The organism is Nonomuraea sp. LPB2021202275-12-8, from assembly GCF_037044575.1.
Lineage (GTDB): Bacteria > Actinomycetota > Actinomycetes > Streptosporangiales > Streptosporangiaceae > Nonomuraea.
This window is the reverse complement of record NZ_JBAHWD010000006.1, coordinates 338,865-353,466: the sequence shown is the minus strand read 5'-3', so window position 1 is coordinate 353,466 and position 14,602 is coordinate 338,865. Positions and strand designations below refer to the sequence as shown.

The window sequence follows — 14,602 nt, the reverse complement described above, 5'->3', positions numbered from 1 at the left end:
CTGGAGGGGCGGTGTGAGCGCTAGCTGCCGCAGTGTTCGAAGGGGCTGTCGTAGACCGAGGAGCCGGCCTTGCCGCCCCACTTGACGCACTTGCCCGGCGCCGCGGCGGTGACCGGTCCGGCGTAGTAGGCGAAGTTGCCCGAGTCGGTCTTCCTCGCGCTGCCCTGCACTTCGAGGTAGGCGCTGGTGGCGGTGGCGGTGCCGAGCGAGGTCTTCTTCAGCGTCGTCACGCAGTTGTTGCCGTTGCCGCTGTTGTAGAGCAGGTAGACGGTGCCGCTGGTGCCCAGGGCCGCCGAGTCGATCACCTTGTAGCCGCTGCCGCAGACTTCCTCGGCGGTGTACGGGTTGGTGGCGGCGCCGCCGCAGTTGCGCGAGGTCAGGGTCTGGTTCGGGTAGCCGAACGTGGTGCCGTTGAAGACCGCCTGGCGGACGTTCGCCGGGTAGCCCGTGCCCTGCCGCACCTCGTAGTGCAGGTGCGGGCTGATGTTGTTGCCCGGCCTGCTGGTGTTGCCCACCGTGCCGATCTTCTGGCCCTGGGACACGCTCTGGCCCGCGCTGACCGAGCGGACGTTCAGATGGGCGTAGTACGTGGACCAGCCGCTGCCGTGGTCGATCTTGACCAGGTTGCCGAAGCCGTTGGTCGAGCCCTGGTGGGCCGAGATGGCCACCGTGCCCGACGCGGCCGCCACCACGGTGTCGCCGAGGTCGGCGCCCGCCGTGCTGCCCCGGTTGAAGTCGATCTCATAGGACTGGTGGGCACTGCTCTGGTTGGAGTTGCCCGTCCAGGCCTGACCGCAGGGGAAGGGCAACTGGAAGTTCGTCGCGAGGATCTGTGCCTGCGCCGACTCCGGCTCGGGATCGGCGGCGGCCGCGGAGGCCGTTCCGAGGCTGAGTAACAGCGCGATACCAGCGACCATTGCTCCGCTGAACTTCATGGGGGTGATCCTTTCGGGAGGGATCTCTGTGCACCAGGGTCGGAATAAGGCGTACAAAGAACGTCCAGAACCGGTACAAAAAGCTGTCAGGCCTCCAAAGAGAAGCTGGTGCGGTCATGACGGTCACTTTCCATGTGCTCGGGCCGCTGGAAGTCCGATCGGCTGGACGAGCCGTCCGGATCTCCGGCAGGAAACCCAGGCTGCTGCTCGCCACGCTGCTGCTCGACGCCAACCGGGTGGTCGGCGCCGACCAGCTCGTCGAGGTGCTCTGGCCGCAGCTCCCGCCCCGCTCCGCGCAGGCCAACCTGCGCACCTATGTCAGCTCGCTCAAGTCCGACCTGGCCAGCGCCGACCCCGGTGGCGGGCGGATGCTGCGCGGCGACGGCTCCGGCTACGCGATCGACGTGCCGGACGGCGCGCTCGACCTGCTGAACTTCGAGGAGCTGGCCGCTCAGGCCCGCTACGGCGAAGCGCTCGCCCTCTGGCGCGGCGCGCCGCTGGCCGACCTGCCCGGCAGCCCGATGTGGGACCGCCGGCTCGAACCCCTCCAAGAGATACGATTACGCGCCGCCGAGCAGCTCATCGGCCAGCGCGTCGACCGCGGGGACCACACCGGCGCGGTCAACGACCTGCGTGCGCTGCTGGCCGAGCACCCCTACCGGGAGGACCTGTGGGGCCGGCTGGTGCTGGCCCTGCACGGCGGCGGCAGGAAGGCGGAGGCGCTGCGGGCCTACGCCGCCATCCGCGCCAAGCTGGTGGAGGAGCTCGGCGTCGAGCCGGGCGCGGAGCTGCGTCGCGCCCACGAGACGATCCTGGCCGACGAGGCGCTGCCCGCGGTGCCGCAGCAGCTCCCGCCTGACGTGCCCGACTTCACCGGCAGGAGCGACGAGCTGACCGCTCTGGCCGGGCCGTTCACGATCGCGGTGATCTCCGGTCCGCCGGGTGTGGGCAAGTCCGCGCTCGCGCTGCGCGCCGCGCACGCCCTGCGCTCTCGCTTCCCCGCCGGCCAGCTCTACCTCGACCTCGACGGCAGGGAGCCGGCCGAGCTGCTGGCCGAGGCGCTCAGGGCGCTCGGTGTGGACGGCCCGCCGCCCACCTCGCACGAGCGCTCGGCCATGCTGCGCTCGATGCTCGCCGAGCGGCCGATGCTGGTGCTGCTCGACGACGCGCTCGACGCCGCCCAGGTGCGGCCGCTGCTGCCCGGCAACGACTGCGTGGTGATCGTGACCAGCAGGCGCAGGATCACCGAGCTGCCCGGCGCGCTGCAGATCGGCCTCGGCGAGCTGCCCGCCCACGAGTCGCTGCTGCTGCTCGGCCGGATCGCGGGCGCCGAACGGGTGGCCCGCGAGCGCGAGGACGCCCTGGCCATCGTCGAAGCGTGCGCCCGGCTGCCGCTCGCCGTCAGGAGCGCCGGCGCGCGGCTGGCGGGGCGGCCGGGCTGGTCGCTGTCGGTGCTCAGGCAGCGCCTCGCCGACGACCGGCTCGGCGAGCTGAAGGAGGTCGGGGCCAGCCTCGACCGCAGCTATCGCTACCTGCCGGACGAGGCGGCGCGCACGCTGGGCACGCTCGGCCTGCTCGGCGGGCACGCCCAGCCCGGCTGGGTGGTCGGCGCCGCGCTGGACCGCCACCGCGCCGACGACGTCACCGACCTGCTCGTGGACGTCAACCTGCTGGAGCTGGTCGGCACGGACCCGGTGGGCCAGCCGCGCTATCGGGTGCCCGACCTGATCCGCCGTCACGCCCTCGAACGCGGACCCGACGGGAGCGGCCTGGCCAGGGTGCTGGCCGCCTGGACCGCGACCACCGAGCACGCCATGGACCGGCTGCCCACCACGGTCTTCAGCCTCACCGCGGCGAGGGCGCCCCGCTGGCGGCTGCCCGAGCAGACGCTGGACAGGCTCACGGTGGACCCGCTGTCCTGGTTCGAGGCCGAGCACGAAGCGCTGGCCGGCGCGGTCGGCGTGGCGGCCCAGGCGGGGCTGGCCGCCTCGGCGTGGGGCCTGGCCGCCGCCATGGTCCCGTACCTGGACCTGCACTGCCACCTCGACACCTGGCAGCGCACGCACAGCGTCGCGCTGGCCGCCGCCCGCGCCGCCGGCGACATCTACGGGGAGGCCGCCATGCTCAGGGGCCTGGCCCAGGTCGCCCTCTACCAGGACCGGTACGACGAGGCCGCCGACGGCTTCACCCGCTCCCGCCGGCTGTTCCGCGAGCTGGGTGACACGAGGGCGGAGGCCACCTCGGTCTGCGGGCTGGGCGCGGTCAGCCAGTTCCGCGGCAGCCAGGCCCGCTCGCTCGGCCACTTCAGGCAGGCGCTGGCCATGTTCCTGGCGGCCGGGGACCAGCACGGCGAGGCCTTCGCCCGCCAGGCCATCGGCCGCGCCTGCCTGCAGTCCGGCGACCTGGCCCAGGCGTCGGAGTCGCTCGGCCAGGCCATGCGGCTGGCGCAGGAGCTCGGCGACGCGCACCGCGAGGGCTGCGTCTGCCTGCAGATGGGCAACCTGCACCAGGCCATGTCCTTCCACCGGCACGCGCTGGAGATCTTCGAGTCGCTCGGCGACAGGCACTGCGGGGCCTATGCGCTGCAGAGCCTGGCCGGGCTGCAGGTGGCCCGCGGCGAGCTGGCGCCGGCCTCCGCCGGGCTGGAGCGGTCGCTGCTGGTCTTCCAGGAGCTGGGCGACCGCAGCGGTGAGGCCTCCACCACCCAGCTCCTCGGCGAGCTGCACCGCTCGGCCGGCCGCATCGGGCTGGCCCTCGACTACCTCAAGCACGCCAGCGCGCTGCGGCGCGAGCTGCCCGCCTGAGTCACTCCCCGGACATGATGCGGCGGAACATGCGCCTGAACCGGGACACCTGGGCCGTCCCCTGGAGTGCGGCGATCGACTCCGCGGCGCTCGGGCGCTTGGCCGGGGAGTGGTCGAGCATCCGGCGCACCACCTCGGGCACGTCCGGGCCGTGGGCGTCGGAGCTGGTCGGCAGCTCGCCGGTGAGGAGCTGGTAGGCGATCACGCCGGCTGCGTAGACGTCGGCGGCGGCGGTCATCCTGTCGGGCCGCTCGTGGCACTCCGGCGCGACGTAGTGGGCGTCGAGCACGTTGTGCAGCTCGTGGGCCACCGTGTAGTCGCGCTGCCCGGGCTTGGCGTAGTCGAAGCCGGTGAGCACCGCGTGCCCGTCGTCCGTCACCAGCACGCTGGCCGGGGTGAGCGCGCGGTGGATGACGCCGTTGGCGTGCGCGTGGGCCAGGCCGCTCAGCATGTCCTGGATCACGCCCAGCCGCACCCCCTTGCCCAGGCGCAGGTGGAGCGCCTGGCCGTGCACGTCGTCGAGCACCAGCACGAACCGGCTCTCGTCGTCGATGGCGAAGAAGTCGCGCGAGCGCACCACGCACGGGTGCGGCGGGATCTTGGCCAGCGTCTGATAGGCGTTGGCGATCCGCTGCCGCTCGGCCGCCCGCGCCGCCTGGTCTGCCAGCGGGTCGGCCTGGTAGACCCGCAGCAGCACGGTCTCGCTGCCCGGCAGGGTGGCGTTGAAGGCGCGGTATTCGGTCGTCTTGGCGTCGCCGCCGAGCTGCTCCTCGACCTCCCAGTTGCCGAACCTGGGGGGCGCGGTGCTGCGCCGCACGGTCTGGTTGAGGGCGTCGAGGATGGCGCTCATGTAGGGCCTGGCGTCCGGGCTGCACCCGCGCCTGACCCGGGAGACGTCGCTCAGCGTGGCGATCAGCCGTGGCAGGTCGGTGACGTTGGCGGCGTCGCGCCCCGCCGGATCCACCAGCTCGGCGTCGGGCGAGGTGAGGACCACCAGGCTGTCGACGTAGACGCGCTCCAGCTGCGTGGCTCTGGAGACCAGCAGGCCCTTGAGCGCCTTGGCGGTGCCGCGCAGCTTGGTCGCGGGGGAGCCGAACGCCTCCCTGCGCGGCGGGAACCAGCGCGAGCCGGACACCTCGATGCGGCCGCGGGTGCCTTTGACGTCCACGACCACGAGGGAGTGGCCGGTCAGCACGAGCAGGTCGACCTCGAAGACGTCCTCGCCGCGCGGGACCTCCACGTTGTGCAGCAGCAGCCAGTCGGCGGGCGCCTGATCTCGCAAGTAGGAGATCACCCGCCGCTCGGCGTCGTTGACCGGACGTCCCCCGCCGACGATCTCTGCCATGGGACCTATCCTCGCATGGGAATCGATTGACAACATGCTGTCGTTATGACAGTATATTGTCATGAGCGAAACGAAGAAGACGGTCCATGTAGGCGTTTACGACACCATGGCGGACTGGGAGATCGGGCATGCGATCGCCCACCTGCGCAGCGGCCGCTTCCACCGCGAGCCGGGCGGCTATGAGATCGTCGTCATCGGGCTCACCCGCGAGCCGATCACCAGCATGGGCGGCCTGCGCATCACCCCCGATCGCGCGCTCGACGAGCTCTCGCCGCAGGACAGCGCGATGTTGATCCTGCCCGGCGCCGACCTGTGGGACGCCGGCGACGACCTCGCGCCGTTCGCCCGCAAGGCCCGTGAGTTCCTCGACGCGGGTGTCCCCGTCGCGGCCATCTGCGGAGCCGTCGCCGGACTGGCGCGCGAGGGCCTGCTCGACGACCGCGACCACACCAGCGCCGTCGTGCACTATCTGGAGGCGCAGGACGGCTACTCCGGGTCCAAGCACTACCTCGACCAGGACGCGGTCACCGGCGGCGACCTCGTCACCGCCGGGCCCACGGAGCCGGTGGCCTTCGCCCGCGAGGTCTTCCGCAGGCTCGACGTCTACACCCCCGAGGTCCTCGACGCGTGGTACCGGCTGTTCGCCAGGAGTGACGCCTCGGCCTACGAAGTGCTGATGTCGGCATGAGCGAGCCGGGCGACCTGCTCTCCGGCGCCGCGCTGGCCGTGTTCCGGCTCAACGGTCAGTTCCTGGAGGTGTCGGAGAAGCTGGCCCGGCCGGCCGGGCTGACGGCGGCCTGGTGGCAGGTGCTCGGCGCGGTCCTGCGCGAGCCGCTCCCCGTGGCCGGCATCGCCAGGGCCATGGGGATGACCCGCCAGGGGGTGCAGCGGATCGCCGACCTGCTGGTGGAGAAGGGGCTGGCCGAGTACCTGCCCAACCCGGCCCATCGCAGGGCCAAGCTGCTGCAGCCGACCCCGGAGGGGCGCGCGGCGATCGACAGGATCGGCCCCGCCCACCAGGAGGTGGCCGACAGGCTCGCGGCGGACCTCGGCATGGAAGGCTTCCGCGCCTGCGTGGAGTCCCTCCACAGGCTGTCGGCCGCCGTGGACCGGCTCACCGGACACGAGTAGGTCCATGACACCGGCGCGGGTCAGCGTGCCCGTACGGCTCCGCGCCGGTAGAGGGTCAGCGTGCCCGTACGGCTCCGCGCCGGTAGAGGGGCGGCGGTCCGTTCGGCCTCCTTGGCCGTTCCAGCTACGTAGGGCTGCGCCGGACGTCGGCTTTCAGTGCCGGGTCACCGAGGCCTGTACTCGCGCCCCAGTGCGTGGTCCGCGTTTCTCAAGGGCCGGTTGATCATTGCCTAACCGCAGGCCCCGGAACGGCTACGTCATTCTCGGCGGAACACAAATGAATGCCTTTTTGACAGCGGACCGCGACGGCGTATACGGCTGAGCGGCCAATCGGCATGAAATCCGAACGCCAAGAAATCGAGGCGGCCCCTTGACCTCGGCCAGGGGAGATCGGGTTGCGGCAATCGGTCACTGCCGGGACAGTTATTGCGGCACCTCACAGCCCTGCAGAAACGACTATGGCGTCGGATTACCGCGCCGATCAATGGAGGAACGAACACATGATCCGTCGCATTCTCGCCGGTGCAGTCATCGCGGGCTTCGCGCTCGGCTTCTCTGCCAGTGCCGCATCGGCCGACGTCGGCCCGAACACGTACAATGGCGGCAACGCCGTCCTCAGCCAGTTCAGCATCATCGACGACGTCACCGCGCTGAACGACGTCCTGAACGACTCGGTCAAGTACGTCAACGTCATCAACGGCGCCAACCTGCAGAACATCGACGTCGACCTGCTGAACAACCAGGAAGACACCTGGGACCACCACCACTAAACCAAAACCCGCGGCGACAGCCTGCGGCATTCGTCATAAGCTCATCGGTGAAGAACCGGTGAATCGCCGCCCCAGGCCATCTCGCGTATGACCACGTGAGGTGATTTCCGGAAAAGCGACCGTGGATACTCGAGGCCGCGATCGCTTGGTGCGCACCATCCGGCCACGGCGGCGGGCGGCCCGGGCACCCCTGGCTGAAAAGCGGGGGGCCCGGCCGCGCACACCCTACAGCTCGATGCCGGCACGTCCGGCGTCCGGCCTGACCACTCCCCGGAAGGTCGGCCTGTCCAGCGGCTCGATCCGTACGGACGCCCCGGTGAAAGGGGCGTTGATCATGCGGGTCGCGTCCACGACCAGCCCGACGTGCTCGGGTCCCGGCTGCCGGCGGTTGCTGTCATAGAAGACCAGGTCCCCGGGCCGGAGCTGGTCCCGCGGGATGCGGGGCCCGGACCGCCACTGCTCCCGCGTGGTGCGGCCGATGAGCACGCCCGCGCTCGCCCACGCGTACTGCGTCAGGCCCGAGCAGTCGAATCCCCGGGTCTTGAGCCCACGGCCGACTCCGTATCCCGGCCCGCGCACCCCGCCGCCGCCCCATGAATAGGGGACGCCGATCATTTCCATCGCCGCCCGCAGCGCCATGCCGCCGGCGGCCGCCTGCGTTTGCCCGGCCGTATTCGGCTGAATCGGTCCGCAAATTACCGGACCCAGCTCCGGGCAACCGTCGCGAGCCATTGCCGTGGTCGGCCCGACAATGCCCGGGAAAGCGAACCAGCCGCCTGCCATGGCCATCACGACAAGCGCGCGTGCTGCCTGCATGGCTATTCACCGCTTCTATGACTCGTCTGCGCCGAGCCCTTGCCGGCCGGGCGCCCATGGAGACGTTCGCTCTAAGCTTTCCTCCCGCCCTATGGTGATAAAACGCCCTTTAGGGATGCTGGATGTGCATGTGGCCATAAGATGAAAAAAGAACGACGTAGCCGCCCCGACAAATGCGGAGAAGTCGGGACATGTGATGCGAGTGAAATTTCCAAGCGACCGGGAATTGCTTTTGACTTCTGTTTGGCCGCCACGACTTGTGGTCCGCGCGGCGATAGGGGATTGTTGTCGGCGGCATCTCGAATCTCGTGAAAACAATTGCGATGACGCGCATCCCCGCGCCGATTCCATCGAAGGAGCAGCAAAAAATGATGCGTCGCATTCTCGCCGGTGCCGCCATGGCCGGATGCATGTTCGGCTTCTCCGCCATCGGCGCCGCTGCCGATGTCGGGCCCAACACGGCCAACACGGGCAACGAAATCCTGAGCCAGTGGTCGGTCATCGACGACGTGACCCTCGGCAACAAGGTCCTCAACGACTCGGTCAAGTACGTCAACCTCGGCAACCTGCTGAACGCGCAGAACCTGGACCTCGGCGTGCTCAACAACGAGTACAAGACGAAGGACCACCACCACTAGGAGTGGCCGGGCGCCGCTCCATCGCCCGCCTGGTCGCGTGACCCCACGGCATCTCGCCGGCCACGACCCCTTCCCGGCAGGAACCCTGGACGCAGGGTGCCGGCGTGGCCGAGCGTTCGGGTCCCGACCGCCTCCGGGCGCGATGTGTTCGGCGCAGCCATCCCGACCGGCCCCGGCATCCCATGCCGGGGCCGTTCCATGTCAGGGCGCGGGATCAGCGGGCGAGGCCGGGATCGCTCGGCGGGATCCGGACCCGTCGATGCGGAACATGTCCAGCAGCCCCTGGATGTGCACGCCCGCCTGGGCCGGATGCCGGAACTCATGGGCGGGGCCGAGGCTGTAGTGGTTGCGCCGCCCCACCCGGACGTGCGTGAGATAACCGGCGGCTTCGAGATCGGCCACGATGCCCTGGGTGGCCCGCTCGGTGATCCCCACCACCGCCGCCACGTCACGGAGCCGCTGCCGGGGGTCGCGAACCAACTCCAGCAGTACACGAGCGTGGTTGGTGAGGAAGGTCCAGCGTGATGACGCCGAACGCCGAGGGAAGCCGTCCATGAATGTACTGTAATACGGTCATATTCTCGCGAAAATCACCTAGCGAAACGCATTTCATGTAATCTGGTTCTCGGTCACTGCCGATGCGGTCACCTCGCCAGCGCCTCCAGTTGGGAGGATGCGATGACGGTCATCCTTCGCTCGTGGCAGGACGGTCACAACCCCCGGACTCGACGTTTTGGGGGGTGGGCGCCAGATGGATGACGCGGAGCGGCTGCTCTACGCGGACGAGCAGCTCCGGATAACCGTGCGGGCCCGGGTGGTCCCGGCCGTGACGCTCACCGGAGAGATCGACATCACCAACAGCCAGGCACTGGCCCGCGCGCTCGACCTGGCCAGGCAGGGCAGCACCTACATCGACGTCGACACCGGCGCGCTGACCTTCGTCGACCTGTCCGGCATCCGCGTGCTCGTGATGCCCACCGTGCCGCCCTCGCAGCGCTGGATCCGTCTGCACAACATCACGCCGTTCCAGAAGAGGCTGCTGGAGCTGGTGGGCTGGTTCCATGACGCCCACCAGCGGGCACTCAGCTAGACGATCAGCGCGGCCGAGGTGCCGAGTCCCGTCGGCCCGGCCAGCCGCCACCGGGGCGGCCGGTGGTGGCGGCGCAGCGACGCCTCGTCGTACCTGAAACAGTCGCGGTGCCAGACGAGGATGCCCGACATCCAGTTCTCCAGCTCCCGGACATGGTCGCCGATCGCCTGCCTGGCAGCCTCGCCCAGGCCGAAGTCGTCGCAGAGGATCGGCAGCTCGTGCGCGACCACGTGCTGGAACTGCCGCATCCGCGACTCCATGAGGTCGACGACGATCCGGAGGCCGGTCGGGTAGTCGCAGCCGAAGAAGCACTGCACGACGAGCACGCCGTTGTGCACCTCGCCCTCGTACTCGATCTCCTTCTGGTAGGAGTAGACGTCGTTGAGCAGGGTGGCGTAGTCCTGGGCCGAGTTCTCCAGCGAGCGCATCGGGCCGCTGTCGTAGACCTCCTGCGGGATCACGCCCACGCGGGCCAGCCGGCACAGGCTCATGGTGAGATCCGAGCCGAAGGTCAGCCGCCGCATCTCGACGTAGTCGACCGGGTCGGGGATCCGGTTCTCCGCCTGGTTGTCGAGCTCCCACAGCCAGCTCTCGGCCATCTTCTCGATGGCCGCGCGGAACGTACGCCGGGCGCTCGGCGCCATCGGGCCGGCCGAGCGGCGCCACAGGTCGGCGAGAGAGGTTTCGAGCGGGCTGGCCGGAACGGGAAAGGTGACGCCGTCGAGCGGCATGTAGGCCGACAGCCGGTCCACGGTCGCGCGAGCGGCGGCGAGGTTGCGGGTGCGGCCGAACACGACGGGGAAGAGGTCGTCGCCGTAGGTGCCCCAGGCGAGCCAGCATGAGGACAGGTCGAGCTCGTCCGGTGTGGCGTCCGGGTCGAGGCCCGCGGCGCAGAGCGGGAGATCGTAGTCGATGAGCTTGGCCTCGTCCCAGACGACCGAGCCGGTGACGCCGGGCTGCGCTTCGAGGATGCCCATCCTGTGCGCCCAGGCGACCAGGTTGCCGCGTGCGGCCTCCAGGTGGGGGGAGAGCTGCGGCTCGAAGGGCATGTAGAGATCCGGCACCTGCGAGGGACCGACCTTGGTGTGGGGGACGTGCGCGTAGGTGCGGATCCGCTTCGCGCCGAGCAGGTCGACGATCGACTTCATGCCCAGCGGCGGGCCGGACCGCGCCCCCTGGTTCATGTAGCGGCTGGAGCGCATGTGCCACTCGTGCCCGCCCGACTGCCAGTCCTGCAGGCCCTTGACGTAGGCCAGCACGCCCGCGCAGCTGAGCGGGTCGAGGGCGTGCTCGGCGAAGAGCGGGCCCAGCTCGGTGAACACGGTGTGCTCGAACTGCTGCAGCCGCGAGGTGAGCAGGTCGTTGACGGCGTCGGCGGCCTCCTGGGTGGTGCAGCCGAGGAACGTCTCCAGGACCAGGACGCCGTTGCTCAGCTCGCCCTCGTCGGCGGTCTCCCGCTGGTAGGAGAACAGGTCGTTGCGCAGGTGCACCCCGTCGGAGAAGGCGTCGCGCAGCACCCGCATCGGCCGCGAGCCGGCGATCCGGGCAGGCACCTCGGCGCCCACCGCGTGCTCGACCAGGCCTGCCGACCACGGCGCCCCGCCCACCTTGCGGCGCATCTCGATGTACTCCACCGGGTTCGGCACCCGGCCCGCGTTGATGTTGGACAGCTCCCACAGCGACTCGTTCAACAGGTGGCGGGTGCTCTCGGCGAAGCGCGCCCGCCAGTCGGCGGACGTGCCGGGCACCGTGCGCGCCCACAGGTCGGCCAGCCCGGCCTCGACCGGGTTGGCCGGCTCCGGCACCTCCGCGCCCGCTTCCAACGGCATGAAGGCGGGCAGCCGGTCCAGGTAGGCCTTGCCGCCCTCACGGTCTCCCGGCCGCTTGAACACCTCCAGGAAGTGGTCGTCGAAGAAGAAGACCCACACGTACCAGTCGGTGACCAGGCAGAGCTCCGGCCCGTCGCAGTCGGGATGGGTGTACGCGCACAGCAGCGCGTAGTCGTGGGCGTCGAGGTCCTTCTCCTCCCAGATCCCCGAGCCCTCCAGCATCCCCATCGCCCGGGCCCACTGCTTGGCGTGCGCCCGCGCCTCCTCGGCGTGGGGGTTGAGCCGCGCCGGATGCGGCAGGTAGAAGTCCGGCAGTTCGAAAGGCTGCGCCATCGTCACTCCGCTCGTGTCATCAGGGTCTTCAGCCGTACACCTCGACGTCCTCGAGCACACCGAGCGCGTCGGGGACGAGGACGGCGGCGGAGTAGTAGGCACTGACGAGATAGGTGGTGACCGCCCGGTCGTCGATGCCCATCACCCGCACGCTGAGGCCTGGCCGGTACTCGTCGGGCACGCCGGTCTGGTGCAGGCCGACGACCCCCTGGTCCTCCTCGCCGGTCCTGAACGCGAGGATCGAGCTGGTGCCCGCCCCGCTGACCGGGATCTTGTCGCAGGGCAGGATCGGCACGCCGCGCCACGCGCTCAGCCTGCTCCCGTCCACCTCGACGCTGTCCAGATAGATGCCCGCGGCGCTGCACTGCCTGCCGAACGCCGCGATGGCCAGTGGGTGGGCCAGCAGGTAACGGGTCTTCTTCCTGCGGCAGAGGAGGTCGTCCAGGTCGGCCGGGGCCGGCGGCCCGGAGCGGGTGGACAGCCGCTGCGCGGGATCGGCGTTGTGCAGCAGCCCGAATTCGCGGTTGTTGACCAGCTCGCGCTCCTGCGCCTCGCGGACCGCCTCGACGGTCAGCCTGAGCTGCTCCTCCGTCTGGTCCATGGGGTCGCTGAACAGGTCGGCGACCCTGGTGTGGATCCGGAGCACGGCCTGGGACACGCTCAGCTCGTACTCCCGAGGCCCCGGGTCGTAGTCGACGAAGGTGCCCGGCAGCGCATGCTCGCCACGGTGGCCGGACGACATCTCGATCGCGGCCTCGCCGTGCTTGGTCCAGGGCCTGGCCAGCCTGGCCCGGTGCAGCTCGATCTGATCGCGCAGCGAAGGCGTCCGCTCGGCGAGGTCGCGCAGCGCCTGCCAGGGGAGGACCAGCACCGTGCAGGGGGTGCCGGCCTCCAGGGTGAACTCCCACCGCTCCGCCGGCTGCGGCAGGTCGGCGCCGACGTGGTCGCCGGGCGACAGCCTGGCCCGCACCAGGCTGTCGCCGTAGCCGCCCGCCTGGAGCTTGGCGACCTTGCCGCGCGCGACGAGGACGAGCTCCCCGGCGGGCTCGCCCTCCCGCACGATCGCCTCTCCGCGCCCGTACTCGCGTTGCTCGAACCGTCCGGCCAGGGTCTCCAGCACGGTACGGTCCCCGTACCCGTGCAGCAGTGGCAGTTCGGTCAGGCTGGGCGGCACCACCCGCAGCCGCGCGCCCGAGTGGGAGAAGCACACCCGCCCGCCGCCGGCCACGTAGGTGAGCCGGCGGTTCACCCGGTAGCCGCCGGCTGCGAGCTCCACCCACGGCAGTGCCCGCAGCAGCCAGCGCGGGGAGATCTCCCGCATCAGCGGAGCCGTCTTGGTCGTCGTGGCCAGCTTGCGCGCTGCCGCCGGGTCCAGGCTCAGCCGCGAATCCCGCTCGTCCAACTCCGTCAACCGAAACACCACCCAATCCCTGAGACCGGAAGGCCCCTGTTAGTCCTCGCGCCCGATCTCGACGTCCTCCAGCACGGCCAGCGCGTCGGGGACGAGCACGGCGGCCGAGTAGTAGGCGCTGACCAGGTAGGAGATGACGGCCTTCTCGTTGATGTTCATGAACCGGACCGACAGGCTCGGCTGGTACTCATCGGGGATGCCGGTCTGGTGCAGCCCGACCACGCCCTGGCTCTCCTGGCCGGTGCGCATCAGCAGGACCGAGCTCATCCGCTGCCCGGTGATGGGGATCTTGTTGCAGGGGAAGATCGGCACGCCCCGCCAGGCGGGCACCCGGTGGCCGCTCGCCTCGGCGGCCTGGGGATAGAGGCCGCGCTTGCTGCACTCCCTGCCGAAGGCCGCGATGGTCTGCGGGTGGGCGAGGAAGAAGGCCGGGTCCTTCCACACCTTGGCCAGCAGGTCGTCCATGTCGTCCGGGGTGGGCGGGCCGGTGCGGGTGCGGATGCGCTGGCTGAAGTCGGCGTTGTGCAGGAGGCCGAATTCGCGGTTGTTCACCAGCTCGTGCTCCTGCCGCTCGCGCAGCGCCTCGACGGTCAGGCGGAGCTGCTGGTCGAGCTGGTTCATCGGCTGGTTGTAGAGGTCGGTGACCCTGCTGTGCACCCGCAGGACGGTCTGCGCGACGCTCAGCTCGTACTCGCGCGGGCTCAACTCGTAGTCGACGAACGTGCCGGGCAGCGTGGCCTCGCCACTGTGGCCGGACGACATGTCGATCGCGGCCTCGCCATAGTCGTTGCTCGCCCGATCGCCGCTGCTCTGCCATGCCTCCAAGTGCTCGCGCAAGCCGGGCGAGCGGTCCAGCAGCGCCTGGAAGTCCTCGCGGGAGAGCGTCAGCACCGTGGTGGCGGTCTTCGCCCGCGCGGAGTACTCCCACTGGCCACCGCCGACGAGCAGCCGTTCGCCGAGATGGTCGCCGTCGGCCAGCACGCCCAGGTTCTGCTGGTCACCGTAGGCGCCGTTGGCGACCTTGCCGACCCTGCCGTGCGCGATCAGCACGAGCTGCTCGACCGGGTCGCCCTCGCGCACGATCTCCTCACCGGGCTCGACCTCGCGCTGGGCGAAGCGGTAGGCGAGCGCCTCCAGGACCTCGATGTCGTCGAAGCCGCGCAGCATCGGCAGCTCGCAGAGCTCGGCCGGCACGACCCGGACCTCCGCGCCGGTCGTGCTGAAGGTGATGCGGCCGTCGCCCAGGGTGTAGGTCAGCCGCCGGTTGACCCGGAAGACGCCACCGGCGGTCTGCACCCACGGCAGCAGCTTCACCAGCCAGCGATTGGTGATCTCCTGCATCTGCGGGGCGGTCTTGGTGGTCGTCGCCAGATTGCGCGCGGCGTCGGTGCTCAGGCTGAGCTGCTGACCGTTGTTGCCTGGAGCGGTCGATTCGGTCGTTTCTGTCATCGTGCACCACCGATCTTTAGAGTTGCGCTACAGATAGTGAGACAAAGTGGC

The 14,602-nt window shown here is 70.2% G+C and carries 13 protein-coding genes; 6 read left to right on the top strand and 7 right to left on the bottom strand.

Going from position 1 to position 14,602, the window contains the following annotated elements; genetic code table 11:
• Window positions 1–20: 20 nt before the first annotated feature.
• A complete protein-coding gene (locus tag V5E28_RS14815; protein ID WP_336207436.1) occupies window positions 21–935 on the bottom strand; it encodes a M23 family metallopeptidase in 915 nt (304 codons plus the stop codon).
• A 116-nt stretch (window positions 936–1,051) separates the two neighbouring features.
• On the opposite strand from V5E28_RS14815, the gene V5E28_RS14810 reads away from it, so the two are divergent.
• Entirely contained in the window at window positions 1,052–3,739 is a 2,688-nt protein-coding gene (locus V5E28_RS14810; protein ID WP_336207434.1) for an AfsR/SARP family transcriptional regulator, read from the top strand.
• Window position 3,740: 1 nt separating this feature from the next.
• Here V5E28_RS14810 and mads6 read toward each other — a convergent pair whose 3' ends face one another.
• The gene (gene mads6 / locus V5E28_RS14805; protein WP_336207433.1) at window positions 3,741–5,084 is read right to left on the bottom strand and encodes a methylation-associated defense system protein kinase MAD6; all 1,344 of its coding nucleotides are present in this window, start codon (window positions 5,082–5,084) and stop codon (window positions 3,741–3,743) included.
• A 61-nt stretch (window positions 5,085–5,145) separates the two neighbouring features.
• Here mads6 and V5E28_RS14800 point away from each other — a divergent pair, with 61 nt between their 5' ends.
• The 3 genes from V5E28_RS14800 to V5E28_RS14790 all read left to right on the top strand — a co-directional run bounded on the left by V5E28_RS14800 (window position 5,146) and on the right by V5E28_RS14790 (window position 6,985).
• Window positions 5,146–5,772 carry a type 1 glutamine amidotransferase family protein gene (locus V5E28_RS14800; protein ID WP_336207432.1) on the top strand — a complete coding sequence of 209 codons (627 nt, stop codon included), beginning with the start codon at window positions 5,146–5,148 and terminating at the stop codon, window positions 5,770–5,772.
• The gene (locus tag V5E28_RS14795) at window positions 5,769–6,215 is read left to right on the top strand and encodes a MarR family winged helix-turn-helix transcriptional regulator (protein WP_336207431.1); all 447 of its coding nucleotides are present in this window, start codon (window positions 5,769–5,771) and stop codon (window positions 6,213–6,215) included. Before V5E28_RS14800 ends, V5E28_RS14795 begins: the two co-directional genes overlap by 4 nt.
• Before the next feature lie 458 nt (window positions 6,216–6,673).
• Entirely contained in the window at window positions 6,674–6,985 is a 312-nt protein-coding gene (locus V5E28_RS14790) for a hypothetical protein (protein WP_336207430.1), read from the top strand.
• A 225-nt stretch (window positions 6,986–7,210) separates the two neighbouring features.
• On the opposite strand, the gene V5E28_RS14785 is transcribed toward V5E28_RS14790, so the two are convergent.
• The gene (locus V5E28_RS14785; protein WP_336207429.1) at window positions 7,211–7,624 is read right to left on the bottom strand and encodes a C40 family peptidase; all 414 of its coding nucleotides are present in this window, start codon (window positions 7,622–7,624) and stop codon (window positions 7,211–7,213) included.
• Window positions 7,625–8,169: 545 nt separating this feature from the next.
• On the opposite strand from V5E28_RS14785, the gene V5E28_RS14780 reads away from it, so the two are divergent.
• Complete coding sequence (locus V5E28_RS14780; RefSeq protein WP_336207428.1) at window positions 8,170–8,439, top strand: hypothetical protein; 270 nt, start codon at window positions 8,170–8,172, stop codon at window positions 8,437–8,439.
• 201 nt (window positions 8,440–8,640) lie between these two features.
• Here V5E28_RS14780 and V5E28_RS14775 read toward each other — a convergent pair whose 3' ends face one another.
• Window positions 8,641–8,994 carry a helix-turn-helix transcriptional regulator gene (locus V5E28_RS14775; protein WP_336207427.1) on the bottom strand — a complete coding sequence of 118 codons (354 nt, stop codon included), beginning with the start codon at window positions 8,992–8,994 and terminating at the stop codon, window positions 8,641–8,643.
• 196 nt (window positions 8,995–9,190) lie between these two features.
• On the opposite strand from V5E28_RS14775, the gene V5E28_RS14770 reads away from it, so the two are divergent.
• Window positions 9,191–9,529, top strand: a complete 339-nt coding sequence (locus V5E28_RS14770; protein ID WP_336207426.1) for an STAS domain-containing protein — start codon at window positions 9,191–9,193, stop codon at window positions 9,527–9,529.
• Here the strand turns inward: V5E28_RS14770 and V5E28_RS14765 are convergent.
• From V5E28_RS14765 to V5E28_RS14755, 3 genes are read right to left on the bottom strand one after another with little or no spacing between them, the layout of a single operon-like run.
• Window positions 9,526–11,691: a terpene synthase family protein gene (locus tag V5E28_RS14765; protein WP_336207425.1), complete on the bottom strand. Its 2,166-nt coding sequence runs from the start codon at window positions 11,689–11,691 to the stop codon at window positions 9,526–9,528. The two genes, V5E28_RS14770 and V5E28_RS14765, sit on opposite strands and share 4 nt — an antisense overlap.
• A 28-nt stretch (window positions 11,692–11,719) precedes the next feature.
• Window positions 11,720–13,102, bottom strand: coding sequence for a family 2B encapsulin nanocompartment shell protein (locus V5E28_RS14760; RefSeq protein WP_336207424.1), 1,383 nt, complete (start codon window positions 13,100–13,102; stop codon window positions 11,720–11,722).
• A 39-nt stretch (window positions 13,103–13,141) separates the two neighbouring features.
• Window positions 13,142–14,551 carry a family 2B encapsulin nanocompartment shell protein gene (locus V5E28_RS14755; RefSeq protein WP_336207423.1) on the bottom strand — a complete coding sequence of 470 codons (1,410 nt, stop codon included), beginning with the start codon at window positions 14,549–14,551 and terminating at the stop codon, window positions 13,142–13,144.
• Window positions 14,552–14,602 lie beyond the last annotated feature (51 nt).